General features: G+C 69.8%; 26 protein-coding genes. 16 read left to right on the forward strand and 10 right to left on the reverse strand.

Annotated elements, in window-relative coordinates; translation table 11 throughout:
- Positions 1–93 precede the first annotated feature (93 nt).
- Positions 94–759 carry a metalloregulator ArsR/SmtB family transcription factor gene (locus ACQG07_RS05360; protein WP_426737678.1) on the forward strand — a complete coding sequence of 222 codons (666 nt, stop codon included), beginning with the start codon at positions 94–96 and terminating at the stop codon, positions 757–759.
- Between the two features lie 42 nt (positions 760–801).
- On the opposite strand, the gene ACQG07_RS05365 is transcribed toward ACQG07_RS05360, so the two are convergent.
- Complete coding sequence (locus ACQG07_RS05365; protein ID WP_426737679.1) at positions 802–1,482, reverse strand: M15 family metallopeptidase; 681 nt, start codon at positions 1,480–1,482, stop codon at positions 802–804.
- A gap of 196 nt (positions 1,483–1,678) precedes the next feature.
- On the opposite strand from ACQG07_RS05365, the gene ACQG07_RS05370 reads away from it, so the two are divergent.
- Positions 1,679–2,404 (forward strand): response regulator transcription factor, encoded by a 726-nt coding sequence (locus ACQG07_RS05370; RefSeq protein ID WP_274500308.1) that lies wholly within the window; start codon positions 1,679–1,681, stop codon positions 2,402–2,404.
- Complete coding sequence (locus tag ACQG07_RS05375) at positions 2,401–3,555, forward strand: sensor histidine kinase (RefSeq protein WP_426737680.1); 1,155 nt, start codon at positions 2,401–2,403, stop codon at positions 3,553–3,555. The genes ACQG07_RS05370 and ACQG07_RS05375 overlap by 4 nt, the downstream gene beginning before the upstream one ends.
- Positions 3,556–3,634: 79 nt before the next feature.
- Here ACQG07_RS05375 and ACQG07_RS05380 read toward each other — a convergent pair whose 3' ends face one another.
- From ACQG07_RS05380 to ACQG07_RS05390, 3 genes are all read right to left on the reverse strand, one after another.
- On the reverse strand, positions 3,635–4,087 hold the full coding sequence (locus ACQG07_RS05380; protein ID WP_426737681.1) for a hypothetical protein: 453 nt from the start codon (positions 4,085–4,087) through the stop codon (positions 3,635–3,637).
- 185 nt (positions 4,088–4,272) lie between these two features.
- On the reverse strand, positions 4,273–5,340 hold the full coding sequence (locus ACQG07_RS05385) for a hypothetical protein (protein WP_426737682.1): 1,068 nt from the start codon (positions 5,338–5,340) through the stop codon (positions 4,273–4,275).
- Positions 5,341–5,433: 93 nt separating this feature from the next.
- On the reverse strand, positions 5,434–6,105 hold the full coding sequence (locus ACQG07_RS05390) for a FadR/GntR family transcriptional regulator (protein WP_192006023.1): 672 nt from the start codon (positions 6,103–6,105) through the stop codon (positions 5,434–5,436).
- Between the two features lie 281 nt (positions 6,106–6,386).
- Between ACQG07_RS05390 and ACQG07_RS05395 the strand changes: the two genes are divergently transcribed.
- From ACQG07_RS05395 to ACQG07_RS05410, 4 genes are read left to right on the forward strand one after another with little or no spacing between them, the layout of a single operon-like run.
- Complete coding sequence (locus ACQG07_RS05395; protein ID WP_426737683.1) at positions 6,387–7,421, forward strand: sugar ABC transporter substrate-binding protein; 1,035 nt, start codon at positions 6,387–6,389, stop codon at positions 7,419–7,421.
- The gene (locus ACQG07_RS05400) at positions 7,418–9,061 is read left to right on the forward strand and encodes a sugar ABC transporter ATP-binding protein (protein WP_426737684.1); all 1,644 of its coding nucleotides are present in this window, start codon (positions 7,418–7,420) and stop codon (positions 9,059–9,061) included. The genes ACQG07_RS05395 and ACQG07_RS05400 overlap by 4 nt, the downstream gene beginning before the upstream one ends.
- A complete protein-coding gene (locus tag ACQG07_RS05405) occupies positions 9,058–10,086 on the forward strand; it encodes an ABC transporter permease (protein ID WP_426737685.1) in 1,029 nt (342 codons plus the stop codon). The genes ACQG07_RS05400 and ACQG07_RS05405 overlap by 4 nt, the downstream gene beginning before the upstream one ends.
- Positions 10,083–11,174 carry an ABC transporter permease gene (locus ACQG07_RS05410; RefSeq protein ID WP_426737686.1) on the forward strand — a complete coding sequence of 364 codons (1,092 nt, stop codon included), beginning with the start codon at positions 10,083–10,085 and terminating at the stop codon, positions 11,172–11,174. Before ACQG07_RS05405 ends, ACQG07_RS05410 begins: the two co-directional genes overlap by 4 nt.
- A gap of 175 nt (positions 11,175–11,349) precedes the next feature.
- Here the strand turns inward: ACQG07_RS05410 and ACQG07_RS05415 are convergent, their stop codons facing one another.
- Positions 11,350–13,341, reverse strand: a complete 1,992-nt coding sequence (locus ACQG07_RS05415; protein WP_426737687.1) for an aldo/keto reductase — start codon at positions 13,339–13,341, stop codon at positions 11,350–11,352.
- A gap of 96 nt (positions 13,342–13,437) precedes the next feature.
- Between ACQG07_RS05415 and ACQG07_RS05420 the strand changes: the two genes are divergently transcribed.
- From ACQG07_RS05420 to msrA, 3 genes are all read left to right on the forward strand, one after another.
- Positions 13,438–14,544, forward strand: a complete 1,107-nt coding sequence (locus tag ACQG07_RS05420) for a LacI family DNA-binding transcriptional regulator (RefSeq protein ID WP_426737688.1) — start codon at positions 13,438–13,440, stop codon at positions 14,542–14,544.
- Between the two features lie 82 nt (positions 14,545–14,626).
- A complete protein-coding gene (locus ACQG07_RS05425; protein WP_274500316.1) occupies positions 14,627–15,274 on the forward strand; it encodes an MOSC domain-containing protein in 648 nt (215 codons plus the stop codon).
- A gap of 150 nt (positions 15,275–15,424) precedes the next feature.
- Positions 15,425–15,973 (forward strand): peptide-methionine (S)-S-oxide reductase MsrA, encoded by a 549-nt coding sequence (gene msrA / locus ACQG07_RS05430; protein ID WP_079706599.1) that lies wholly within the window; start codon positions 15,425–15,427, stop codon positions 15,971–15,973.
- A gap of 61 nt (positions 15,974–16,034) precedes the next feature.
- Here the strand turns inward: msrA and ACQG07_RS05435 are convergent, their stop codons facing one another.
- Entirely contained in the window at positions 16,035–16,253 is a 219-nt protein-coding gene (locus tag ACQG07_RS05435; RefSeq protein ID WP_426737689.1) for a hypothetical protein, read from the reverse strand.
- A gap of 211 nt (positions 16,254–16,464) precedes the next feature.
- Between ACQG07_RS05435 and ACQG07_RS05440 the strand changes: the two genes are divergently transcribed.
- The 6 genes from ACQG07_RS05440 (at position 16,465) to ACQG07_RS05465 (ending at position 22,090) form a co-directional block, all read left to right on the forward strand.
- The gene (locus ACQG07_RS05440; RefSeq protein WP_079706600.1) at positions 16,465–16,686 is read left to right on the forward strand and encodes a hypothetical protein; all 222 of its coding nucleotides are present in this window, start codon (positions 16,465–16,467) and stop codon (positions 16,684–16,686) included.
- A 99-nt stretch (positions 16,687–16,785) separates the two neighbouring features.
- Entirely contained in the window at positions 16,786–17,481 is a 696-nt protein-coding gene (locus ACQG07_RS05445; protein WP_236555265.1) for an LON peptidase substrate-binding domain-containing protein, read from the forward strand.
- A 237-nt stretch (positions 17,482–17,718) separates the two neighbouring features.
- Positions 17,719–18,672, forward strand: a complete 954-nt coding sequence (locus ACQG07_RS05450; RefSeq protein WP_192006009.1) for a sugar phosphate isomerase/epimerase family protein — start codon at positions 17,719–17,721, stop codon at positions 18,670–18,672.
- A gap of 27 nt (positions 18,673–18,699) precedes the next feature.
- Positions 18,700–19,653: a 3-hydroxyacyl-CoA dehydrogenase family protein gene (locus tag ACQG07_RS05455; RefSeq protein WP_079706602.1), complete on the forward strand. Its 954-nt coding sequence runs from the start codon at positions 18,700–18,702 to the stop codon at positions 19,651–19,653.
- Positions 19,654–19,728: 75 nt separating this feature from the next.
- Positions 19,729–20,502: an SDR family NAD(P)-dependent oxidoreductase gene (locus tag ACQG07_RS05460; RefSeq protein WP_426737690.1), complete on the forward strand. Its 774-nt coding sequence runs from the start codon at positions 19,729–19,731 to the stop codon at positions 20,500–20,502.
- A gap of 214 nt (positions 20,503–20,716) precedes the next feature.
- Positions 20,717–22,090 carry an MFS transporter gene (locus ACQG07_RS05465; protein WP_240044097.1) on the forward strand — a complete coding sequence of 458 codons (1,374 nt, stop codon included), beginning with the start codon at positions 20,717–20,719 and terminating at the stop codon, positions 22,088–22,090.
- A gap of 208 nt (positions 22,091–22,298) precedes the next feature.
- Here the strand turns inward: ACQG07_RS05465 and ACQG07_RS05470 are convergent, their stop codons facing one another.
- The 4 genes from ACQG07_RS05470 to ACQG07_RS05485 form a co-directional block, all read right to left on the reverse strand.
- Positions 22,299–23,012, reverse strand: a complete 714-nt coding sequence (locus tag ACQG07_RS05470; protein WP_244175592.1) for a GntR family transcriptional regulator — start codon at positions 23,010–23,012, stop codon at positions 22,299–22,301.
- 102 nt (positions 23,013–23,114) lie between these two features.
- Positions 23,115–23,891, reverse strand: a complete 777-nt coding sequence (locus ACQG07_RS05475; RefSeq protein ID WP_426737691.1) for a triose-phosphate isomerase family protein — start codon at positions 23,889–23,891, stop codon at positions 23,115–23,117.
- A gap of 26 nt (positions 23,892–23,917) precedes the next feature.
- The gene (locus ACQG07_RS05480; RefSeq protein WP_071258616.1) at positions 23,918–24,379 is read right to left on the reverse strand and encodes a ribose-5-phosphate isomerase; all 462 of its coding nucleotides are present in this window, start codon (positions 24,377–24,379) and stop codon (positions 23,918–23,920) included.
- Positions 24,380–24,507: 128 nt separating this feature from the next.
- Entirely contained in the window at positions 24,508–26,238 is a 1,731-nt protein-coding gene (locus tag ACQG07_RS05485) for a dihydroxyacetone kinase family protein (protein ID WP_274500322.1), read from the reverse strand.
- Between the last annotated feature and the right edge of the window lie 159 nt (positions 26,239–26,397).

Here is a 26,397-nt window from a genome sequence, read left to right on the forward strand (position 1 = left end):
ACCGTGAGTTCGAGCGGATCGCTCAAGGGGTGTTCACGGACGACTCAGCCTATTATTGAGTCAATCACGGTTGAGTCAACGGGGGTTGTGTCGGTGGAGTCGCTGGCGGTAAGGGCGTCCAAGTTCGCCGCGCTCGCGGAACCGGCGCGGCTGCGCATCGTGGACCTCCTGGCGCTCGGCGACCTCTCGCCGACCGAGATCCAGCTCGCCCTCGGGATGGGCTCGAACCTCGTCTCCCATCACCTCAGCGTCCTCCAGCGAGCGGGGATCCTCTCGCGGTCGCGATCCGAGTCCGATGGGCGCCGGAACTACGTGCGGCTCGTCCCGGGGGCGTTCGACCGCCTCGCGCCCGAACCGATCAGCGCCCCGGCGCGGGTCGTCTTCGTCTGCACGGCGAACTCGGCGCGGTCGCAGATGGCGGAGGCGCTCTGGCAGGAGCGCAGCGACGTCCCCGTCGCATCGGCGGGTAGTCGGCCGGCGAGCGAGGTCAACGCGGGCGCCGTCCGGGCGGCGGCACGCCATGGCGTCCGGATCCGCCCGAGCGTTCCACGCGCGACGGCGGAGGTCCTCCGGCACGGCGACTTCGTCATCACCGTGTGCAACCGGGCGCACGAGGAGCTCGGCGGGCTGGATGACCTGCACTGGTCGATCCCCGACCCTGCCGCGCCTGCGACCGACGAGGCGTTCGACGAAGCGTTCCGGGACATCCGCCTGCGCGTGGACGAGTTCGTCAGTCGGCTGGCACCGGTCGCCGGATAGGACCGGGACGCCCGGCGGGAGCAGCTGGTCGCGGCACCGACCTCATCCGGCGTCGGGGAGAAGCTCCGGGCACTCGCCGCCGGGGACGGTGGCCAACTCGAAGTGCCAGATCTCGTTCGCGTAGGTCTGGCAGAGGCCGTAGTCGGCGCCGTGCTCGATGAGCCAGTAGTCGGCGTCCGTCGCACCGATGTCGACGGCCGCCCCGCGCGTGTGCGAGGAGCCGTCGGGCGTGGCGATGTACCGCCGGGCGGCCGCCTCGCTGCCGTACTGGAGGATCGCCGCGTCGAGCAGGTGCTGCTGGTACGCCGTGCTCCGCCAGCCGGAGCTCACGTACAGCGCGATGTCGTCCTGCGCCGCTGCGTCGGTCGCCTGCTGGACGGCCTCCAGGAGGTCCGCATCGAGGTTCGCGATGGCCGGGAGATCGGTGTCGTAGGCCGAGTACCGGTTCTCCTCCAACACGCCGTCGTCGGATCCGAACGCGCCATCCGTCGTGGTCGTAGTTCCGGCACTCCCGTCTCCGGACGGTCGCTCGGCCAGTGCTGTGATCCCGCGGGTGATGGTCGGCGCGACGCCCGTGCACGCGACCAGGGCGATCGCGGCGGTGAGGGCGACGGCCGTGGCGGCGAGGATGACGACGGCTCGGTTGGAGCCTCGGCGGGCGACAGTGCTCCGTTGGCCTGGTAGCCGGTGGTGCTCGTGCTGGTGCTGCATGTCGTGCTGCATGGTTCCTCCTCGGTCGGTCGTCGGTGTTCGGCACGCGACGACCAGGCCCCAGTCCAGCTCGACGGCGGTTGCGCGGGCGTCGGACGATCATCAGACGGTTCCGAAACACGGTGCCGCCTACGATCGACACGACGCCCATCGCGGGCGCCGGAGCGACGCCTTCGACGCGTCGTCCGTCCCGAACACCGGAGGTCCCATGCGTGTCCTGATCGCCGAGGACGAGCAGTACCTCGCCGAGAGCATCCTCGAGGGCCTGCAGCACGAGGGGCTCGCCGCCGACCTCGTGTTCGACGGCGACACCGCGCTCCAGCGGCTCGCCGTCAACGCCTACGACGTCGTGGTGCTCGACCGCGACCTCCCTGGCACGCACGGCGACGACGTCTGTCGCTGGATCATCGCCCAGGAACTGCCCTGCCGGGTGCTCATGCTCACCGCGGCCGCAGACCTCGACGACAAGGAGAGCGGCTTCGAGATCGGCGCCGACGACTACCTGACCAAGCCGTTCGAGCTGCGCGAGCTCGTCCTCCGGCTCCGTTCACTGGCGCGTCGACCCAAAGCGTCGCTCCCACCCGTCCTCGAGTACGCCGGTGTGCGGCTCGACCCGTTCCGCCGCGAGGTGTACCGCAACGGCCGGTACGTGCGTCTGGCGAAGAAGCAGTTCGCGGTGCTGGAGATCCTGCTCGCGGCCAAGGGTGGCGTCGTGAGTGCCGAAGAGCTCCTCGAGCGCGCCTGGGATGAGCACGCCGACCCGTTCACGAACGCCGTGCGGGTGACGATGTCCACACTCCGGAAGGTGCTCGGCGAGCCGTGGATCATCCACACCGTGCCGGCCGTCGGCTACCGGGTCCTGCCGCCAGGTGAGGCTCCCGCCGAGACGAGCGGCGCGGACGCCGACGACGAGGACGACGAGGCGGGCGCATGACCGCCGCTCCGGCCGTCGGTGACATCGTCCGGCCGACGTGGATGACCGCTCGCGTGAAACTCACCGCGACCTATGCCGCCTTCACCGTCGTGACGGGACTCATCGCGCTCATCGTCATCAACGTCATCATCTGGCGGTTCCCCAGCTATCCGCTCGCGCCCGCCGCCGACAGTCGACAGATCTCCGCCATCACCCGCGGCGAGATCCGCGATTCGCTCATCAACTACTCGATGCTCGCACTCATCGGTATGGCCGTGATCGGGACCGGTGTCGGCTGGATCGTCGCCGGACGGGTTCTGCGGCCGCTGCGGGACCTCAACGCGGCCGTGCGAGCGGCGGCGGAGGGCTCGCTCGACCACCGCATCGCGATGACCGGTCGCCGCGACGAGTTCCGCGAGCTCGCCGACCGCTTCGACGACATGCTGGCACGCCTCGAGCAGTCGTTCCTGACGCAGAAGCGGTTCGCGGCCAACGCCTCGCACGAACTGCGGACACCGCTCGCGACGATGAAGATGCTCATCGAGGTCGCCCAGGCCGACCCGGAGGGCCGCGACGTCGACCGCGCGTTGCGACGGCTGCACGAGACGAACGAGCGGGGGATCGCGATCGTCGAGGCGCTCCTGCAGCTGAACCAGCTCGATCGCCGCCCGCTCGTGACCTCGCCCGTCGACCTGGCGGCGGTGGCTCGCGACGCGTCGCAGCTCATCTCGCCGGAGGCCGCGGACGCCGGGGTCACGATCTCGTCGACGCTCCGGAGCGCATCCGTGCGCGGCAACCGCGTGCTCCTCCAGCAACTGTTGACGAACCTGCTGTTGAACGCCGTGCGATACAACAGCGGTCCGGACGGCTGGGTCTCGGTGTGGGTCGGACCCGACCCGCAGGCGCCGGGACGCGCCGTCGTCGTGGTCAGCAACTCGGGGCCGCTGCTCGAGGAGGCTGAGGTGGCGCGGTTCGTGGAGCCGTTCGACCGGCGGGACGCCCGGATGGCGCGGGCTGCCGGTCGCGATCGGGGGAACGGTCTCGGGCTGACCCTGGGGGCCCGCATCGTGGAGCTGCACGGCGGGTCGCTGCGGCTCGCCCCGCTGCCGGCGGGTGGACTCGAAGTGACGGTGCTGTTGCCGGCTCACGACCCCGACCCGGCCGGAGCCTGACCGCGGAACGACAGGACACGGAACGACGGAACGGCCGACCGATCACAGGATCGGTCGGCCGTTCCGTCTGGTGCGGAGGTCACTGCACGGCGCAAGCCCTGGCCTCATCGAACAGGTCCTCCGGCAGGGCCCACACCCCGTTCGCATCCGGGTCCGGGACGTCGAACCCCTGGTCCCGCAGGCATTGGGCGCGGAGCCGGAGCTCGTCGGAGATCTCGGCCTTGCTGGGCTGATCGGGGTTCGCGGGCGGTGGGCCGAGTTCCTCGGCGCAGGCGTCGTAGGCCGTGTTCATCGCCTCGCCACCGTCGAGGGTGATCGCGGTGCCGGGTTCCGGGTCAGGGACATCGAACCCCTGGTCGCGCAGGCAGCCGGCGAGGGAGATGGTGTAGTCGTCGAACGCCTCGGCGTAGGAGTCGGCGGTCGACGGCGATCCACCACCCGACGGTGCTTCCGCGGATCCGGAGCAGGCGGTGAGCCCCAGCATGAGGGCGAGGACGGGGACGGCGAAGCCGATGGCTGTGGGTCGGCGCATGGATGGTCCTTTCTGACGGGCGACCGGTGTCGGTCACCCAGCCATCCCATCAACCGGCCTGTTCCGTCCTCGTCTCCCGATCACCAGACGTTCCCAACACCCCGCCCCTGCCCGCGAACTGTCACCAACCGCTAGTCCGGGCGGCTCGGACTAGCAGCAAGTGACAGTTCGCGGGCAGGGGAGGTTCAGTTCATGCGTGTGACGATCCAGACGATCAGTGTTCCGACAACGAACGCGACGGGGATCCACGTCCCGGATCGGCGCAACCTGCGGCCGGACGGAGCGACACCCGGCGGCGGGGTGAGCAGTCCGACCGCGGGGGAGCCGGTCTGAGCGCCGGGTGCCAGCGGGTGCTCCGGAGCTCCGGACGTCTGCGGCTGCAAGCGGTCGTCCCGCCACCGAGCCCACTGGTCCAACTTCGTCATCAGGGCGTCGATGACGCTGAACAGCCAGGCCCAGGTGTCGGGATCGAGGGTCGACACCTCCCGTTTCGTGTAGAGGAACAGCCAGTCGTCGATGATCTCGACGTCGAGCTGGGCGGCGTGGTCGATGAACCGCGCCATGATGTCCGGCGTGAACAGGTACAGGGCGTCGCGTTCGTAGCCGTCGGGGCAGTAGAGCGTGAAGTGCCGGTCGAAGTCGCCTTCCAGGGACAGTCGCTGGGCCCGCTGGAACGCCGCTGGGAGGTTCGAGCCGAACCCGTTGTTGCCGATCGCGTCGAGCACGATGTTCGGCAGGGGGACGTCGAGCTTCACCGCGACGTACCCCCAGTGGTGGGTCGTCGAACGCTTCCCGTGACGGACCGTGTACCGGTAGTTGCCGAACTCCACGGGGCGGGGACGGTTCGCCCGCAGCACGTCGGTCGACTGCCGCGACGATCCGATCCCGAAGATCATGCCGGGGAACGGAGGGTAGCTGAGGTCTGCGGTGTAGGTCATCCCGTTGGCCGCGGCGAACTGGGAGAGGCGGAAGCGCTTGATGCGCCTCGTCCGCCAGGAGAGGACCGCGACCACCGCGACGGCGGCGGCCGCGAGGAGTCCGATCCCGAGCAGCGGCGTCGGGCCGGAGCCGCCTCGTGAGGGCGTGGGCAGCGTTCCCAACAGGACGAACCCGCCGACGGCGACCACGACGATCCCCGCGATCAGGCCGATGAACAGCCGGGCGGACGGCGCGCGATGGTACGAGGGCGCTTTCGCCATGGCGTCACGGTCGATGGGGTCGATGAGCGCTCGGGTGTCGATCGTGCCGTCCATCCCCTCACGCTACCTGCCCGCGAACTGTCACCAACTGCTAGTTGGAGCGGCCAGGACTATCAGCAAGTGACAGTTCGCGGGCAGGGGGAGGGGTTACATCGAGCGGCGGAGCCAGCTTTCGACACCGGAGACATGGACCGTGACCAGCGCGCGGGTGAGTTCGGTGTCGCGCTTCTCGAGGGCGTCGACGATCGCGTGGTGCTCCTGCAGGGTGCGGGCGACGGCCTTCTCCTCGGTGAGGCCGCGCCAGATGCGGGCCCGGACCGTCTTGCTGCCGAGCGCGTCGAGCAGACTCGCGAGGTAGGCGTTGCCGCTCAGCTCGATCACGCGGGCGTGGAACTGCAGGTCGTGCGCGACGAGGTCCTCGACCGTCGTGGACTCGTCGACCTCATCGACCATGCTGCGCAGCTCGGCGATCCGCTCGTCGTCGAGGTGCTGGATCGCCATCACCGACGCGGAGGGTTCGAGGATGCGGCGCACCTCGAACATCTCGATGAGGGAGGCGTCGGCGTGCATGTCGATGACGAACGACATCGCCTCGTGCAGCAGGCTCGGTTCCAGCGTCGTGACGTAGGTGCCGTCGCCGCGACGGACGTCGAGCACGCGGATCAGCTCCAGCGCCTTCACCGCCTCGCGGAGGGAACTGCGGGAGAGCCCCAGGGTCTCGCTGAGCTCCTTCTCCGGAGGGAGGCGCTGGCCGGGTGTGAGGTCGCCGGCGACGATCATCGCCTGGATCCGCGCGATCGCCTCGTCCGTGACTGCCATGCGACCCCCTGCTCGAGCGAGACGGTCACATGGAACACCGCCTCGCGCCATGATACATCCGACGTTTCCACGGGCCTCACCCCGACCAGGCTCCACGCACCGCCGACATCGGGCACCTTGTGTTACGTCAGGTTGAGCGCCCTCTCGCGGCCCGTCCGATCACTCCCTACTGTTGCTGCAACCCGACGTCCCGGTGCGCCCCGACCGCACCGACAGCGGACGCCGGCACGCTCCACCACCCCCCTGCACCGTCCCGCACCCCACCGTCATCTGGAGTCCCCATGCGTCGTCGATCGCGCCTCGCGCTGTCTCTTGTCACCCTGGCCGTCGTGGCCGGCCTCGCCACCGGCTGTTCGCTCAAACAGTCCTCGTCCAGCGCGTCGACGAGCGGCGCCGCTGCCAGCTCGGCCGCCTCAGACGTGGACGTCCCCTCGCTCAAGGGCAAGACCGTCGGCGTCGCCGCCAAGGACGTCGTCCGCGACTTCGGCCGCCTCACCTACCAGGGTGTGCAGGACCGCCTGGAGGAGCTCGGCGCCAAGGTCGTCGCCACCCAGGCCGACGCACAGGACGACAAGCACCTGGCCAACGTCGAGAACCTCGTCTCACAGAAGGTCGACGCGATCGTCGTCATCCTCGGCGACGCGACCACGCTCGCCCCGGCGCTGCAGCAGGCGAAGGACGCCGACATCCCGGTCTTCACGATCGACCACGCCAGCGAGAACTCGGTGAACAACATCGGTTCCGACAACTGGCAGATCGGCTCCACCCTCGCCCGCACCCTCGCCGAGGACATCGGCGGGAAAGGCAAGGTGCTCGTCTTCAACGGCTTCTACGACGTCACCCCCTGCCAGATCCGCTACGACGAGTTCAAGCTCGTGCTGAAGAACTACCCGAACATCGAGATCATCGAGCCCGAGCTGCAGGACATCTACGAGGGCACCATCGAGGACGCCAAGCAGAAGACGAACGACGCGCTCACCCGCTACCCCAAGGGCGAGATCTCGGCCGTGTGGTCGTGCTGGGACCTCCCGGCGATCGGTGCCTCCCAGGCCATCGACGCGGCGGGCCGCGACGAGATCAAGGTCTACGGCGTCGACGCCGAGCCCGGAGCGCTCGACCTCATCCAGGACCCCGACTCGGTGTACCAGTTCACGGTCGCGCAGCAGCCGACCCTGTTCGGGACGACGAGCGCGAACAACGTCGCCCTGTACCTCGGCGGCAAGCAGGACGAGGTGCCGCTGAGCACCTACCTCGACGCCGTGTTCATCGACAAGGCGAACGTCGCCGACGAGCGCAAGCGACTCGGCCTGGAATGACGCACGACACCTCGATCGACGGTCTGACCGCCCAGCGCTCGCTGGGCGGCCGGCCCGGTGCAGCCACGACCGAAGCCTCGGCTCCAGCCGTGAGCATGCGTGGCATCGCGAAGGACTTCGGCGGTGTCCGGGTGCTGGACGACGTCGACCTCGAGGTGCACCCCGGCGAGGTCGTCGCGCTCGTGGGCGAGAACGGCGCGGGCAAGTCGACGCTCATCAAGATCCTCACCGGCCTCTACACGGCGAGCGAGGGCACCATCGAGATCGACGGCGAACCGGTCGTCATCCGCAACCCGGGCGACGCCGAACGCCTCGGTGTCCGCGTCATCCACCAGGACCGCCACCTGGCCGGTCGCCTCACGGTCGCGGAGCAGCTGTTCCTCGGCTCGCGCTCCGCGTTCCTCACCGGCCGGCAGCTCGACCGGCGCGCCGAGCGGGAGCTGCTCGACCTCGTCGGGCTGGACGTGCCGGGCAAGACCCTCGTCGACGAGCTGAGTGTCGCCGAGCAGCAACTCCTGCAGCTCGCGATCGCGACGATCACGCGCCCGCGGGTCCTCGTGCTCGACGAACCCACCGCACCGCTCGCCGCCGGCGACGTCGAGCGGCTGTTCCGCACCGTCCGGACCCTGCAGAGCCAGGGCGTCGCCGTCATCTACATCTCCCACTACCTGCAGGAGGTGCGCGACATCGCGTCCCGCGTCGTGGTCCTCCGCAACGGTGAACGCGTCGGTGCGCTCGATCTCGCCGATCCCGACGCGACCCTCGACGCCATCGTCCAGCTCATGGTGGGGCGGAGCGTCGAGGAGTTCGGCGACCGCGAACGGATCGTCGCCGACGCCGTCGCCGAACCGGTCCTCGCGATCGACGGCCTGACGGTCGCGGAACGGCTGCACGGCGTCTCGATCGCCGTCCGTCCGGGCGAGATCGTGGGCGTCACGGGGCTCGTCGGATCGGGCCTCGAGGAACTGGCCGACGCGGTCACCGGGCTCCGGGCGCACGGCGGGACCGTGCGGCTCGGCCGGGCGACGATCCGCTCGCCGAGGGCCTTCGTCCGGGCGGGTGGGGCGTACGTCCCGGCCAACCGCCACCGCGACGGCATCCTGAACCGTCAGTCCGTCCGCGAGAACCTCACCCTCGCCGCGCTCGACCGCATCACCGGGCTCGGCGGGATCCTGCGTGGTCGACGCGAGCGGGAGATCGCCGCCGACCTCGTCGCGAGGCTCGACGTCCGGCCCGCGAACGACACCGCGGTGGCCGGGAGCCTCTCTGGCGGCAACCAGCAGAAGGTCGTGCTCGGTCGATGGCTCGCGGCCGGGTCGACGGTGTTCGTGCTCGACCAGCCGACCTCCGGCGTCGACATCGGGTCGCGTCAACAGATCTACGCGGAGATCGACGCGCTCGTCGCGCAGGGCGCCGGCGTCCTGCTCGTGAGCGTCGACCTCGAGGAACTGATCGGGCTCGCCGACCGCGTCCTCGTGTTGTACCGCGGGACGATCCGGACCGAGCTGCCCCGATCGCAGGCGACCGCCGACACGATCCTCGCCTGGTCGACGGGCGCCGCCGAGGTCGCGTCAACGCCGCCGGCCCCCTCGACCGGCTCGGGGACCGAGTCGTCACCCACCCGAGGAGTCTCCGCATGACCGCCCTCTCCGCTCCACCCGTCGCGCCCGGCCAGGCGCCGTCGGCCGCAGCCGAGTCCGCGACCAAACGTCGTCGCCCGGTCTCCCGGTTGGGACTCATCGGCTACGCGATCGTCGTCATCGAGGTCGTCGTCTTCGCGGTCGCCTCGCCCGGCTTCCTCGACCCGGCCAACCTCGCGACGATCCTCACCCAGTCGGCGGTCTACGCGATCGCGGCCTTCGGACTGTCCATCGTCGTCATCACGGGCGGTGAGGACGTCGTCCGCGGCGGCATCGACCTCTCGATCGGCGCCGTCCTCGGCTTCTCCGGCGCCCTCGTCGCGGTGCTCCTGCAGGCCGAGCTCGGTCTGCCGCTCGCGCTGCTCATCGGACTCGGAGCCACGGCGGTCATCGGGCTCGTGAACGGTCTCGTCGTCGTCGCCGGGATCCGCCCGCTCCTCGTCACCCTCGCGATGATGAGCATCGTCACGAGCCTCACCATCGTCATCACGAACAACGTGAAGGTGCCGGTCTCCGACGCCGGGCTGGTCTGGTTGCGGAGTGGACACGTCGTCGGTGTCCCTGCGGCGGTCGTCGTGCTGCTCCTCGTCTTCGCGGTCGCCGCCTTCGCCACCGGGCGCACCAGCTGGGGCGTGAAGAACGCCGCGGTGGGGCAGAATTCGACGGCCGCCCGGGTGGCCGGGATCAATGTCAACCGCCACATCGTCGTCAGCTACGTCCTCGCGGCGGTCCTCGCCGGGATCGCGGGCGTCCTCATGACCAGTCGGTTGTCCGCTGCCCTGCCGGGGATCGGCGAGCAGTCGCTCATCGACATCCTCCTCGCGACGTTCCTGTCCATCGCGTTCTCCCGTCGGCTCGTCGTCACGATCACGGGGACCCTGTTCAGTGCCGTGTTCGTCGCGATCCTCACCAACGGCTTCAGTCAGCTCGGCGTCCCGAGCCAGTGGATCGGCATCACCAAGGGTGTGCTGATCCTGCTGGTCCTCGCGGTCGCCGCGATCCGCGAACGGAGCGTCAAGCGATGAGTGTCGACACGCGCACGCAGTCCTCCGCCACCACCGGCGTCTCCGTCCCGAAGGCCGGGTCGGCTGGAACGAGAGGCGGCGATGACCAACGTCCCGGCGGCCCGCTCTCGAGGCTGACGGTCCGTGGCCTCGGTGCCGCGGTGCCGCAGGCGCTCGCCCCCGCCGTGCTGGCCGTGCTGCTCATCGTGTTCGCGGTGCTGTCGCCGTCGTTCCTGACCGCCGACAACCTGCTCGGGGTGCTCAACCAGAACGCGCTGCTCCTGCTCGCGGCCGTCGCGATGACGGTCGTCGTCCGCGCCGGTGGCATCGACCTCTCCATCGGTGTCGCCATCGACCTCGCGGCGCTCACCGCCTCGGCGCTCCTGGCCGACGACTACGTGGCCTGGGTCGCGATCGTCGGCGGTCTGGTCGTCGGCCTGCTCGTCGGGGCCGTGAACGCGTTCCTCATCGTGGTGCTGCGCATCCGGCCGTTCCTCGCCACGCTCAGCGTCTGGTTCATCGGTGGTGGCGTGCAGCAGGTCGCGACCGACGGTGGGTCACCCATCTACCTGTCGCGCAGCAGTGTGCCGGACGAGTTCGCGTGGCTGGGCGCTGGAACCGTGCTCGGTGTCGCCGCGCCGATCGTCGTCGCCGTGCTCGTGCTGATCATCGTCTGGGCTGCGCTCGAACGGAGTCGCTGGGGTCGGGTGCTGACTGCGGCGGGTGAGCAGCCGACGGCGACCCGGATCTCCGGTCGGCTGGCGGGGACGTCGATGGCGACGGCGTTCATCTTCGCTGCCGGGATCGCGGCTATCGCCGGGCTGATCCTGGCCTCGCGGAGCCAGGGCTTCGTCGCGAATAGCGGGCAGCTCTACGTGCTCGACTCCATCGGTGCGGTGTTCATCGGGACGACGCTGAGTCGGACGGGGCGGCCGAACCTCTTCGGGACGCTCGTCGGCGTGCTCATCTTCGCGCTGCTGACGAACGGGATGAACCTCATCGGGCTGTCCTTCTACTGGCAGGGTCTCGCCCGCGGTGTCGTGCTCATCCTGATCCTGCTGCTCGGTGTCCTCCTGGCGCGCGACCGCGTCCGCAAACCCCTCACGTGACGTCCATCCGAGTCTGGTGGTGCGGTTGCGCCAGCGCGGTGCGCTGACGCGAGGAGGAGTGACTCGGCGCGAGCGCGCCCCGCACGCGTGAGCGCGGGCCTCTGGAGACCCGCGCTCACGTGCATGACCCGCGGTCACGCCAGCGCACCGCGCTGGCATCACCCGAGGGAACGGATCAGACCCGGAGGTCGAGCCAGGCGACCTGCTCCGGGGTCAGCCTCAGGGACAGGGCATCGGTCGACGAACGCGTCTCCTCGATGGACCGCGGGCCGATGAGGGCGAAGGTCGGGAAGTCCTGCGCCAGCACATAGGCCAGGGCGATCGCCGTCGGCGCGACACCCAGCTCCGAGCCGAGCTGCCGGGCACGGGCCAACCGCTCGAAGTTGTCGTCGCTGTAGTAGCAGCGCACGAGATCCGGGTCCGACAGGTCCTCGGGCTCGGCGCGCCCGGTGAAGAACCCGCGTGCCTGCGACGACCACGGCAGCAGCGGCGTCTTCGTCTCCTCGAGCCACGCCCGGCTCGTCGGATCGGTCACCTCCACACACCCGGCCCACGGCACGTCGAGCGCGCGGGCGAGACCGAAGTGGTTGCTCAGCGCCGCGAACCCCCGCTTCCCGTTGGCCGCCGCATAGGCGTTCGCCTCCTCGAACCGGTCGATCGTCCAGTTGGAGCCACCGAACGCACGGATGCGACCGGCCTCGGCGTGCTCGTTCAGCACGTCGACGAACTCGCCCACCGGCACCTCCACGTTGTCGCGGTGCATGAGGTACAGGTCGAGGTGGTCGGTGCCGAGACGGTCGAGGCTCTCGAACAGCTGCCGGGAGATCGACTCCGGGTCGCAGAACGGTGTGTGCGCACCCTTGCCGATCACCACGACGTCGTCGCGGAGACCCCGGTTGGCGAGCCAGCGTCCGAGCAGCTGCTCCTGGAGCCCGTCGCCGTACAGCCAGGCCGTGTCGAAGGCGTTGCCGCCGCGCTCGAAGAAGTCGTCGAACATCGCCGACGCGTGCGACAGGGTCTGCTGGTTGTCGACACCCATGACGAGGCGCGAGATGTCGTGGTCGATGCCGGCGATGCGACCGGTCGGCATCGGGAACTCGGCGCGCACGGCGAGCGGCCGGCCGGAACCGGTCGGGATGTCGGTGTCGATCGACTCGAACGGGTACTCGAGGCCGATCGCCTCACGCCACCGGTCGAGGGTCCCGAGGTTGCCGAGCGAGTCCGCCCAACGCATCTGCGGCGCCTGGCCCGCGTCGGCGAACGTCGCGACCGCGTCGGCCTGGATCGCGTACTGCGGCGCCCCGGGGATGTGGATCGACTCGGTGCCCGAGATGGTGCGGACCTCGATCGTCGAACCGTCCTCGACCGACGGCAGCCACGGGTCGGACACGATGATCTGCCCGGTGGACCCCGTGACGACGACGCGGTTGTCGTCCTGGACGCGCACGCCGCTCGTGACGTGCGCCGTGATGCCCGACGGGAAGACGAGCGAAGCGCTCGCCCACTCGTCGACGCCCGTCGCACCGACGGTCCCGGCGCCGCTGACGTCCGTCGGGTCGGCGAAGGGCGCACCGACGGCCGCCCCGGCGATCAGCCGCGAGATGGAGACGGGGTAGCCGCCGACGTCGAGGATGCCGCCGCCCGCCAGCTCCGGGTTCATGAGTCGGTGATCGGCGGGCAGGTCTGCGGCGAACGCGAACGACGCCTCGATGTGCTGGATGTCGCCGATGGCGCCCGACGACACGAGCTCGACGAGCTTCGCCGTCTGCGGGTGGAAGCGGTACATGAACGCCTCGGCGAGGTACACGCCGGCACGGCGGGCGGCCTCGATCGCGAGCATCGCACCGGCGCGGTTCACCGAGAGCGGCTTCTCGCTGACGATGTGCTTGCCGGCTTCCGCCGCTTCGATCACCAGCCGGACGTGCTCCGTGTGCGGGGTCGCGATGTAGACCGCGTCGACGCCGGGGTCGGCCAGCAACTCGGCGACCGAGCCGTACCCGCGGACGGGAGCCGTGCCGTCGCCGAAGCGCTCGCCGAACTCTTCGGCACGCGACGCGTCACGACTGGCGACGGCGGCGAGTCGACCGGTGCGACTGGCGTGCAGCTCGGTCGCGAACCGTTCGGCGATCGTTCCTGGGCCGATGATTCCCCAAGCGACGTGTTCCATATGGTGGTGCTCCTCAACGTTGATCGGCGGTGCGATGGTCTGTGGTGAACGTCACCGTGAACGTTCACGGTGCGAGCGTATCAGTACGATGTGACCATGACCAGGCCCCGCGACGATCACGCTCCGGCGCGAGCGACGATCATCGACGTCGCCCGGGTCGCCGGTGTCTCGCGCCAGACCGTGACCCGCGCACTCAACGGGATGCGCGACGTCAGCGACGCCACCAGGCAACGGGTCGTCGAGGTCGCGGCATCGCTCAACTACCGGCCGAACCGCGCCGCGCAGCACCTGGTGAGCGGCCGGACCACGACGCTCGGACTGGTGGTCGACGACCTGCGGAACCCCTACTACCCGGAGCTCGCGGCCGCCCTCGTGCAGCAGGCGGCAGAGCGCGGATGGACCGTGTTGGTCGCCGAGGTCGGGGGAGCGGCGAACGCATCGGGCGACCGACCCGCCGCCGCGGATCGCGGACCGGACCTCCCCGACGCGGAACGTGCGCAGCTCGCCGAACTCGCGCGGCAGGTCGACGCGGTCGTCGGGCGCAACGGCGCCGACCACGGAGCACTCCAGGGCGCCTTCGCCACCATCCCGTTCGTCTCCCTCGGCGACCATCGGTCAGACGAGCCCGAGGCAGGATCGAACCCGCCCGGCGCCGAGCCGACGCTGCAGGTGGCGGGCGTCGACATCGACTTCGAGGACGGCATCCGACAGGCGCTCGCACACTTCGTCGCGACCGGGCGCCGGTCCATCGCGATGATCGACGCCTCGGCGGAACCGTCCGGACGACGTCTCGCGTACCGGGCGTTCCTCGAGGAGCACGGCTTGCCGTGGTCGGAGGCGTCGGAGACCTGGGCGGAGGACACCCACCAGGGCGGGGTGTCGGCCGCCCTGCGGTGCCGGGCCGCGATGCCCGACGTCGATGCCGTGCTCGTCTTCAACGACGTCATGGCCGTCGGCGTGCTCAAGGGACTCGCCCGTGCCGGGGTCGGCGTGCCGGAGGACGTCGCCGTCATCGGCATCGACGGACTCGACCTCGGTCGCTTCGTCACCCCTGAGCTCACGAGCGTGGCCGTCGACAAGGGCGACATCGCACGGCACAGTCTCGAACTGCTCGACGGCATGATGTCCGGCACGCTTCCGCTCTCGGGGCCGTCCGTCCGACGCTCGGTCGGTGTCTCACTCGTCATCCGCGAGTCCGCCTGAGCCGCTCCGCCTGGGCCACTCCACCCGAGCCGCACCGGCCCCGTCGTCCGGACGGGCGCGGACGACACGGCAGACTGGTCCCATGTCTGAACTCCTCGCCCTCTGTCGCGTCGAAGCCCTCCAGGTGGACGACGGGTCGATCGGTGTCACCGCGATCGACAAGCGCCCGGTCGACGAGCCGCTGCACGTGCGGCCGATGGGGCTGTACGGCGACGTGCAGGCCGATCGCAAACACCACGGCGGTCTGACGAAGGCGCTCTACGCCTACGCCGAGGAGGACGCGCGGTTCTGGGAGGGTGAGCTCGGTCGGGAGATCACGCCGGGGCTGTTCGGCGAGAACCTCCGCACGCAGGGGCTCGACGTGAACGGTGCCGAGATCGGTGAACGCTGGCGGATCGGCGACACCCTCGTCGTCGAGGTGACCTGCCCGCGGACCCCGTGCGGCACCTTCCAGCGGCGCCTGGGCGAGCCTCGGTGGGTGAAGCGCTTCGCCGACGCCGCGCGGCCCGGTGCCTACCTCAAGGTGGTCAAGAGCGGGACGGTGCAGGCGGGCGACCCGATCGAGATCGTCCGACAGCCCGGCCATGGCGTCACCATCGCCTCCTGGTTCGCCGCGGCGGACGAGGCGCAGGCCGTCACCCTCGAGCAGTCGGAGCAGTCCGGCGCCGTGGTGCTGGCGCCCGAGATCCACGAGTCGATCAAGCAGCTCCGCCGCAAGCGGACCGTCTGAGCCCTGCCGTCGCGTCCGCACACCTGTGCGACCGCTGAGTGCAAGCCCCGGCCGGAACAGTCCGGAAGCGGACGCTGTTGCATACCATGGAGCCGAAGACCGGAGCACGCGGGGACCCCGCACGGTGCTCGGCACGAAGGAGGAGTCACGATGAGTGCAGCAGACGAGCAGAGCACGACGACCGAGCGCGCGGTGCTGGCCGGCGGGTGCTTCTGGGGCATGGAAGACCTCGTCCGGAAGATGCCGGGCGTGAAGTCGACGCGCGTGGGCTACAGCGGTGGCGACGTCGCCAACGCCACCTACCGCAACCACGGCACCCACGCGGAGGCCCTCGAGGTCGTCTTCGACCCGAGCAAGCTGTCCTTCCGCGAGCTCCTGGAGTTCTTCTTCCAGATCCACGACCCGTCGACGAAGAACCGCCAGGGCAACGACGTCGGCCTGAGCTACCGCTCGGCGATCTTCTACACCTCGCCCGAGCAGGAGCGCGTCGCCCGCGACACGATCGCCGACGTCGACGCCTCAGGGCTCTGGCCAGGCAAGGTCGTCACCGAGGTCGAGCCGGTGTCCGAGTTCTGGGAGGCCGAGCCGGAGCACCAGGACTACCTGGAGCGCATTCCGTGGGGCTACACGTGCCACTTCGTGCGCCCGGGCTGGAAGCTCCCGCGCCGCGCAGAGGTCGCGGAGCAGGCCACCGCGTAAGCACGTCCACAGCGCCCGGCACCTCGGTGTCGGGCGCTGTGCTGTGTGTGGACCGGCAGGCTCAGACGCCGTCGGCGCGCGAGGAGTTGACGGCGTCGGAGGCCAGTCGTGGCGCGAACCGCGGGTCGAACTGCAGCGATGGATCGTCGGGTGATGCCAATGACGGTTTCCCGAGGCGGACCCACTCGAGGTACTGGAGGTAGGGGTCGGACCCGGCATCGACCGGCGCATCGACGATGCGCTTGCGTCCCCACGGCCACTTCCACCCCACGATCAGCATCCTACGGACGGTTCCTGAAGATCCGCGGACCATCGCGCCACGATCTCGCAACGATGGCGTCGAGGCGTGCTCGTTTCGTCTGATGGATACGGAGTTGTCCATCGGCCGTCGGTGCTGTCATGATGAAGCACGGCGGAGATAGCTAGACAATCGAGATACTTCGAAGGGTTGTCCGGACCCGGTCACTGCACCTGCCGAGAGAGGTCGTTCCATGGGCTCCGCCGGCAGCGAGACGTCTGAACTCCGCCGAGCCTGGGTGGAGCAGCTCACGGCCGACCGCTTCGGCGTCTTCGTGGGGGATCGGCGAATCGGGTTCATCGATGTGGACTGGCCGCTGCACGTCGCCCTCCGCGGGGCCGACTACGAGACGGCGGTCGAAATCGATCGGGCGATCCGGTTCGACCAGGCGCTGCGAGCGGTCCTCGGCGACTGAGTCGCCTCCGGTGTCCGGCGACTATGATCGCAGCACGGTTCGGGTGGACGGTTCGCCGGGCGGCACCCGGTGGGACCTGCGAGACGGAGGGAGAGTGACATGACCGACTCCTTCAGTGCCGAGCCCTGGGCGTCCGGCCTCCCGGTCCTCGAACTGCCGATGTTCCCGCTCGGCTCTGTGCTGTTCCCGCACATGCCGCTCGCCCTGCGGCTCTTCGAGGAGCGCTACCTGACCATGCTCGCCCACCTGCTCGAGGCCGAGGACCCGGCGTTCGGCGTGGTGCTCATCGAGCGCGGGCGCGAGACGGGAGGCGGTGAGCACCGCTTCCGGACAGGGACCGTGGCGGAGATCGTCGAGGTCGACGGCGGCGAGGGCTTCGTGGCGGTGATCGCCGAGGGCGGTCAGCGCTTCGAGGTGACCGACTGGCTGCCGGACGACCCGTACCCACGCGCCGAGATCCGCACGCTCGACGACTTGGAGTGGGACGAGCGCTGGGAGCAGCTGCGGGACGAGACCGAGGCGGCGGTGCGGCGTTCGCTGGCCGTGGCCAGCGAGTTCAGCGAGCAGCAGTGGGCCTCGGTCGTGGAGCTCGCCGACGACCCGCTGGAGTCGTCGTGGCAGCTCGCGGGCATCGCCCCGGTGAGCGAGATCGATCAGATGCGATTCCTCTCGGCCGGTTCGCTGGAAGAGCTGCTGGTCGGTGTGCGCGATCGCGCCACCGAGGCCGGCGAAGCGTTCATCGCGGGCGGCATCGCCGACGCGGACGACGAGGACTGGGACATCCTCGGCGGCTGAGCCCCGACGTCCCACCTCGACAGGCTCGGTGACCGGCAGTGCTCTGTGCCGCCGGGTGCGCTCGGACACCGGAAGCCCGCCTCCCGCTCCGCTGGTCGCCGAGCCTCGGCCCCTCCGCCGGCCACTGAGCCTGTCGAAGTGCCCTTGCGCATTCGTGGAAACGCTTTACTATTTCCTATAGGATCTTTTTGACCGGGAGCACCAGCCCCGAGCAGTCCCTGAGCGCAATGGAGCATCATGACGGATACGACCGCGACCGCGTCGACCCCCCGATGGACCGCCGACACCTGGCCCATCGCCACCTGCCTGCACGGCATCCCACCCGTCGACCGCAACGGCGTCTCCCTGCACGACGCGGAACCCGAAGCCTGGGACGACCTCTTCGCGCAGGTCGCCGGCGTCGGGTTCACCCTCGCCGAACTGCCCGACAGCCACGTCCGGCCCGCCGACCTCGAACCGTCCCGTCGCGACGAGTTCCTCGCCATCGCGAAGTCGCACGGCGTCGGCGTCCCGTCCGTCCACCTGCAGCGGCAGAGCGTGATCATGCCGGGCCACGAGGAGCGCAACCTCGAGTACGCGCACCGCACGATCGACGCCGCCGCCGAGTGGGGGATGCAGGTCTTCTCCACCGGCCTGCACCAGCCCTTCAGCGAGGCCCAGCGCAAGGCGCTCTGGTTCTGGACCGCCCAGGGCCCGAAGGACCCCGACGACCCCGAGGTCTGGAACGCCGCCGTCAGCCGCATCCGCGAGCTCGGCAAGCACGCGGCCGACGTCGGGCTGCCACTCGCCCTCGAACTCTACGAGGACACCTACCTCGGCACCGCCGACAGCGCGGTGCGGTTCGTGGAGGAGGTCGGGCTCGACAACGTCGGTCTGAACCCCGACGTCGCGAACCTCATCCGCCTGCACCGCCCGGTGGAGGACTGGCGCGAGCTGTTCGCCAAGACCCTGCCGTACGCCAACTACATGCACGTGAAGAACTACACCCGCGACGAGGCGGCCGACGGCAGCTGGGCGACGTCCGTGCCCTCCACCATGGAGGCCGGGCTCATCAACTACCGCCAGGTCTTCCGTGACGCCGTCGAGCTCGGCTTCAACGGCATCATCCTGGCCGAGCACTACGGCGGCGACAGCCTCGGCATGTGCTCCACCAACCAGAAGTACATCAGGACCCTGCTGCCGCAGGCCTGATCCAGACGACCACAGGAGAGCTTCATCATGACCACACACACCATCGCCGTCGTCGGATCGGGGTACATGGGCGGCGGCATCGCCCAGGTGCTCGCGCTGTCCGGCGCCACCGTCCGCATCGCCGACATCTCCGAGGAGATCGCGCGCAAGAACTACGACCGCCTCATCGCCGAGGCCGAGCAGTTCGTCGCCGACGGACTCTTCCCTGCCGACGCCGTGGAGCGGATCCGCGCCAACGTCTCGCCCGCAGCGTCCATCGAGGAGGCCGTCACCGGAGCCGACTTCATCGAGGAGGCCGTCCCCGAGAAGATCGAGATCAAGCACGAGACCCTCCGTCGCATCAGCGCCGCGGCCTCGCCCGACGCCATCATCGGCTCGAACACCTCGACCATCCTCATCGGTTCGCTCGCCGAGGCCGTCACCAACCCGGAGCGGTTCCTCGGCGTCCACTTCTCGAACCCGGCCCCGTTCATCCCCGGCGTCGAACTCATCCCGCACGAGACCACCGCCGATGCGGCGATCGCCACCGTCGAGGAGATCGTCGCAGCGACCGGCAAGGAGACCGCCCGCGTCAAGGACGCGACGGGCTTCGTGCTCAACCGCCTGCAGTACGCGCTGTTCCACGAGGCGACGCAGCTCGTCGAGGAGGGCGTCGCGACGCCCGAGGACATCGACACGATCGTCCGCACCACCTTCGGCTTCCGGCTCCCCGTCTTCGGTCCCTTCGCGATCGCCGACATGGCCGGACTCGACGTGTACTCGTTCTGCTACGCCTCGCTCCAGACCCGGTGGCCCGAGCGGTTCGCCACGCCGGACTCCCTCAAGGAGCTCGTCGACGCCGGCAAGTTCGGCACCAAGTCGGGTGCCGGCTACCTCGACGTCCCGGCCGACCGCACGCCCGAGCTGATCGCCTACCGCAACAAGGCCTACGTCGCGATCAAGCAGCTCATGGACGAGCTCGGCCCCGCGCCCATCAACTGAGCGCGGCGCCGACCGAGCGCACCGTCCGGCTCGATCGGACACCGACTTCACCACTCCCACGCAGAAAGGCCGGCCATGACCGCCACCAGCTTCCCCAAATCCAAGACCGTCGTCCTCACCGGTGCAGCCTCCCCGCGCGGCATCGGTCGCGCCTCCGCCCACCACCTCGCCGAACTCGGCTGGAACATCGGGATCATCGACCTCGACGAGGCTGCGGCGCAGGCGGTCGCCGCCGAGATCGCGGAGCAGCACGGGGTGCAGGCGGCCGGCGCCGGCGCGAACGTCGCCGACGAGGCGCAGGTGCGTGCCGCGTTCGACGCACTCGAGACCGCCCTCCCACAGCTCGTCGCCCTCGTGAACCTCGCGGGCGTCGCCTCACCGGTGCCCTACCTCGAGGTGAGCGCCGACGAGTGGAAGCGCGTCATCGACATCAACCTCAACGGCGTCCACTACACGACCCGCCGTGCGGTGGAGTCGATGGTCGCGAACGGTGTCGGTCGGGTCGTCAGCCTGTCATCCGTCTCCGCCCAGCGCGGCGGCGGCACCTTCAGCAAGACGGCCTACTCGGCGGCGAAGGCCGGCGTGATCGGCTTCACCCGCAGCGTCGCCCGTGAGCTCGGCCACGACGGCATCACGGTCAACGCCATCTCGCCCGGACCGATCGACACCGACATCATGGGCGGCACCCTCACCGAGGAGCGCAAGACGGCCATGGCCGCCGACGGCGTCCTGCCCCGCATCGGCACCCCACGCGACATCGCCGCCGCCATCGCCTACCTCATCAGTGAGGACGCCGGCTTCGTCACCGGTCAGACGCTGAACGTCGACGGCGGCCTCTACATGCACTGATCCACCACACGCACCACGAGCGAACGGAGCAGCACCATGCAGCACCTCACCGGTCAGTGGACCAAATCCCGGTTGATCTTCCTCGGTCTCGGCGTCGTCTTCGTCGGCATCGGCCTCTGGATGATCATCCCCTCGATGGTCTCCTGACCACCGCCAGCAGCAGCAGTAGCACCAGCAGCACCCACCCGCACCAGTCATCTCAAAGGAGAGTGTCTTGTCCACACCCAATCCGCCGGCGATCGGATCGACCAACGATCCGGCGCTGAAGTCGGCGATCCGCAAGGCGTCGAAGCACCTCATGCCGATGCTCGTCATCCTGTACTTCGTCGCGTTCCTGGACCGCACGAACGTCGGCTTCGCCGAGGAGGCGCTCAGCGTCGACCGCGGCATCTCGAACGGTGCCTTCGCCCTCGGCGCCGGCATCTTCTTCATCGGCTACGCGATCTTCGAGATCCCGAGCAACCTGCTGCTGAAGAAGTTCGGCGCCCGGTTCTGGCTCGCCCGCATTGCGGTGACCTGGGGCATCGTCGCCGCCCTGTTCGCCTTCACGACGAACGACACGATGTTCATCGTCCTGCGGTTCCTGCTCGGCGTGACCGAGGCCGGGCTCTTCCCCGGCGTCATCATGTTCCTGTCGGAGTGGTTCCCGAACAAGGTCCGTGTCCAGATGTTCTCGATCTTCTACCTGGCGCAGCCGTTCTCACAGATGCTCGGCGCCCCGCTGAGTGGTGGCCTCATCAGCTTCGGCGACGCCCTGACCCCGTGGCACGGCTGGCAGGTGATGTTCTTCGCCGAGGGCATGCTCGCGGTCCTAGCCGGCTTCGCAGCGCTCTACTTCCTCACCAACTCGCCACAACAGGCGAAATGGCTGGACCAACAGGAGAAGGACTCGCTGACGGCCGCGATGGAACGCGAGGACACCGTGCGGCAGTCGGACGGCCCGACCGGTATCGCGAAGGCGATGACGAGTTGGAAGGTGTGGTACTTCACCATCATCTACTTCTGCCTCCAGATCGCGGTGTACGGCACGACGTTCTACCTGCCGCAGCAGGTCTCGAACCTCATCGGTCAGGACGTCGGCTGGCAGGTCGGCCTCGTGGCGGCCATACCGTGGCTCGTCGGCCTCTTCGCCTGCTACTACGTGGGACGGAACGCGAACACCGTCGTCCGTCGGCGCACCTGGGGCACGTGGTTCTACATCTCGACCGGCGTCTTCATCCTGGCCTCGGCCTGGGCGGGCGCGAACAACCAGCCCATCCTCGGCATCCTGTTCATCACGATCGCCGTGGCGAGCTTCCTCTCGGTCGGGCCGATCACGTGGGCCTACCCGACGGCGTTCCTCACCGGAACGGCTGCAGCGGCGGGCATCGGCCTCATCAACTCGCTCGGTAACCTCGGCGGCTTCGTGGCACCGATCATGCGCACCGGGATCAACGAGAGCGTGCCGACCGACAGCGGCGTGTGGGGCGTGGTCTCGCTCGGGGTGTTCGCCTTCCTCGCGGCCGCCATGCTCTACTGCACCCGGTTCTTCCGTGGGGCGAAGGCGGACGAGCTGCTCGAGACGACGGCGAACCGCACGGCGCACTAATCTCACCGCAACACCCGGACGGGGTCGATCGCTCAGGCGGTCGGCCCCGTTCTGCCCTTCGACAGGCTCAGGGACCGGAGGAGGGCGGCTCAGGGACCGGAGGAGGGCGGCTCGGGGACCGGAGGACTCGGTCCCTGAGCCTGTCGAAGGGTGCATGCCTGGCCCGGCGCCTGTCAGACTCCGGTCCCTGAGCGTGTCGAAGGGCGGTTCAGTGCTCGGCGTCGCTGCGGGCGCGGGTGCGCACGAGCTCGATGTGCGAGCGCATGGCCGCCGCGGCGGTCTCGGGGCCGTCGGAGAACGCGTCGAGGATGGCTCGATGTTCGACGACCGCTTGGTCGGCGTCGGTGACGCCCGTCTCGACCGTCTGGCGCATGCGGTGCACGCGGGTGGAGATGCCCTCGGACATGTCGAGGAGGAAGGGGTTGCGGGTGCCCTCGAAGATGAGGTGGTGGAAGTTCCAGTCGACCGCGAAGTACTCGCGGAGGAGTGCGACGGGGATCTCGCCGGCCGACGCCGCGGCGCGCACCCTGGCGGTCATCTCGACGTGCTGTGCGAGGGCGACCTCGAGGGCCGGGACGAGCTCGTCGGCGTGGGCGGCGGCCAGCGCGGTGGCGCCGCTCTCGAGCACGATGCGGGCGTCGAACAGCGACTCGAGCTGGTCGTCGGCGAGCGGCGGTGCCACCCGGTAGCCCTTGTGGGTGACCCGGGTGACGAGGCCGGTGCGCTCGAGCTGGACGAGCGCCTCGCGGACCGGCGTCGGCGAGACGTCGAGGTCGCGGGCGATCGCGTCGATCGACAGGCGGGCACCCGGTTCGATACCGGAGCTCAGGAGCATGTCGAGCACCAGCTCGTAGACGCGGTCGCGCAGACCGCGGCGTTCGAGCGAGGAGGAGGCGCCGAGCGGGAAGACGGCATCAACCACGGCAGCCTCCGAAGGGTGTGCTCGAGGCGTCGTCACGGAGGGGAACCTCCGGTCGAGCGGCCGCGATGATCGTCGAGGACCAGTTTACGGGGCCTCCAGGCGTCATCGCGGCAGGTCGGAGCCCGCGCGGTCGAGGCCGGCCACCTCGTCGAGCACCAGCGAGAGGGCTGCCGGATCGTGGGCGAAGCGGCCGAGGAAGACCCCGTCGACCGCGTCGCCGATCGTGGTCAGCAGGCCGGGTCCGGCGCTCCCGCCGTAGATGACGGCTGAGGAGGTGTCGATGTGCCCGGCCGCGGCGAGCGCGTCGAGGTGGCCGCGCAGCCGGAGGCACACCGTGCGGATGTGGGCTGGCCTCGCGGCCTCGGTGGCGCCGATGGCCCAGTGTGGTTCGTAGGCGACGATGACGCGGCCCACGATCCCGGCGGCGACCGCCCCTGCCAGGGCGTCGTCGAGCTGTGCGACGCACTCCGCGGCCGCCACCTCGGCGTGTCCGTGCTCGGCCTCGCCGATGCACAGCACCGGCGCGAGACCGTTGCGGAGCGCGGCGGTCGTCTTCGCGCGGACGACGTCGGGCGTCTCACCGAACAGTCGGCGCCGCTCCGCGTGCCCGACCTCGACGACCTCGCAGCCGACCTCGCGGAGCTCGGCGCCGCTCACCTCGCCGGTGAACGCCCCGGTGTCCTCGGTCGCGAGGTCCTGAGCCCCCACGGCTGCGACGCCGCGGAGCCGCTCGACCGCGCCGGTCACCGAGAGGTATCCGGGGATGACGAACAGCTCCGCCGCGCCGGATCGGAGTGCGTGGTGCTCGGCCGACACCCCCGCGACGACCGAGCACCAGTCGAGCGTCTGCGCGTGCCCGAAGTACATCTTCAGGCTCACGCCGACGAGTCTGGGACGTCCTGACATCAGGACGCTTCGTACGCGCTGATCTCCTGCACCTTGTCGTTCGACGCGCTCGAGGCGTCGAACTCGTAGGTGAGCCACTCGCGCACGTTGCGGCGGGCGAGTTCGATGCCGACGACGCGTTGGCCCATGCAGAGCACCTGGGCGTCGTTCGAGAGCACCCCACGTTCGACGGAGAAGCCGTCGTGCGCGGTGACGGCTCGGATGCCCTGGACCTTGTTGGCCGCGATCGCGACGCCGAGGCCCGTGCCGCAGATGAGCAGCGCGCGGTCGGCCTCGCCGCGGGCGACGATCTCGGCCGCGGTCACCGCGACGGTCGGGTAGTTGGTGTGGCCGTCGGCGTCGACCCCGACATCGACCACGGAGGCGACCAGGTCGCTCGCCTCGAGGTCGCGCTTGAGGATCTCCTTGTAGTCGTAACCGGCGTCATCGGAGCCGATGACGATTCGCCAGGTGCGGGTCATGGTGTGCCTTTCGTTGCTGGCCCTTCGACAAGCTCAGGGACCGGTGTGTCGCTTCAGGGAGCGGGGTGTCTGCTCAAGGAGCGGGGTGTCTGTTGAGGGAGTGGGGTGTCTGTCGGTGGATCGGACGTTCAGTGCTCGGCGAGGAGGGTACCGACGCGCTCGACGATGAGGGCGAGGGAGACGGCCCCGGGGTCCTCGACGCCGACGGCCTTCGAGCCGTGCGAGCGGGCGCGACCCATGCCGGGCATGAGACCGGCCGTGTCGTGGGCCGCGGTGGTGGCCGCTGCCGCCGCCGTGGTCCACGCGGTGGAGAGGTCCTCGCCGGCGGCGACGCGTTCTGCGAGGGTGTCGGCGAACGGGACCAGGGCGTCGACGAGCGTCTTGTCGCCGACGGAGGCCTTGCCGTAGCGCATGACGGCGTCCTTCGCTGCGGTCACACCCTCGCTCACGGCGGTGGCGGTCGGGCGCTCGGCGTCGCCGAGGCGCTCGCCGAGGGTGCGGAGCATGACGCCCCACAGAGCGCCCGAGGTGCCACCGGCGCGGTCGGACCAGGCGTCGCCCGAGCGGTCGAGCAGCGTCGCGACGCCGGCACCGGCCTCACGCAGGCGCTCGGCCTCGGCGGCGGCAGCGGTCGCCCCGCGGTCCATGCCGATGCCGTGGTCGCCGTCGCCGACGATGGCGTCGAGGCGTCCCAGCTCGTCCGCGTGCTCCGCGAGGAGCTCCTGGATCGCGGAGATCGCGTCGGCCACGACGGCTGCCGACTCCTGCGACTCGGGCGAGGCGTCCGGCACGACGAAGGCGACGTCCTCGGTGTCGTCGGCGGCGACGGTCTCGAGCGCGCCGGAGTCGACGGCGCCCGTGCGGAACGCGGGCGTGTCCGCAGCGGCACTCCACAGTGGCTCCAGCTCCTCGTCCACCCAGAGCAGGGTGAGCGAGACGCCGGCCATGTCGAAGCTCGTGCAGAACTCACCGACCTGCGGATCGACGAGGGTGATCCCGGCGTCCTCCAGTAGGGAGGCGATGCGGTCGTAGACGACGAACAACTCCTCCGACTTCACGGAGCCGAGGCCGTTGAGGATCGGGACGACGCGTGCGCCGTTCGGCGTGACGCCGTCCGGGATCTCGGCCTCATTCAGGAGGTGGTGCACGAACAACTCCGCCAACCCGTCGGCGGAGGGGATGTCGGTCTCGTCGATACCGGGCTCGCCGTGGATGCCGAGCCCGACGGCCATCCGCCCCTCCGGCACGGAGAACAACGGCTCGTCGGCACCGGGCAGCGTGCACCCGGAGAACGCGACGCCCATCGAACGGGTCCGGGCGTTGGCGAGGATCGCCACGCGCTCGACGTCGTCGATGGAGTACCCACCCGATGCCGCACCGCCAGCGACCTTGAAGACAGTGAGGTCGCCCGCGATCCCGCGCCGCTTCTCGAGTTCGGTGGGCGGGGCGCTGAAGATGTCGTCGGTCACGGTGACCGTGCGGCAGTCGATGCCGTCGGCCTTCACGGCGTCCTGCGCCGCGGTGAAGTGCAGGACGTCACCGGCGTAATTGCCGTAGCTGAGGAGGACGCCCCGTCCCTGCTCGCTCGCGCGGACGACGCTCTCCACCTGGTGTGCGGACGGCGACGCGAAGAGGTTGCCCATGGCCGCACCGTGGGCGAGTCCCGGTCCGACGAGGCCGGCGAAGGCGGGGTAGTGCCCGGAGCCGCCACCGATCACGAGGGCGACCTCCGGTTCCGCGGACCTGGTGGAGCGCGACACCCCGCCGGAGACCTTGCGTACCCAGCGTCCGTTGGCGCGGACGAAGCCGTCCACCATCTCGTCCGCGAAGTCGGCCGGTCGGTTCCAGAGCCTGGTCATCTGCATCTCCTCGTCATCGAGTCCGTCGATCCGGCGCAAGCCGGCACATCGCAATAATCCTATAGGATATTGGAACCGACCGGAACCCTGGACTGCTCCCAACTCAGGACGCTACGGGCGGGTCGGCGCCCTCGGGCGGCAGCCGGAGGCGACGCGCCG

The sequence above is a fragment of the Plantibacter sp. 2H11-2 genome, from assembly GCF_050031945.1.
Classification (GTDB): domain Bacteria; phylum Actinomycetota; class Actinomycetes; order Actinomycetales; family Microbacteriaceae; genus Plantibacter; species Plantibacter auratus.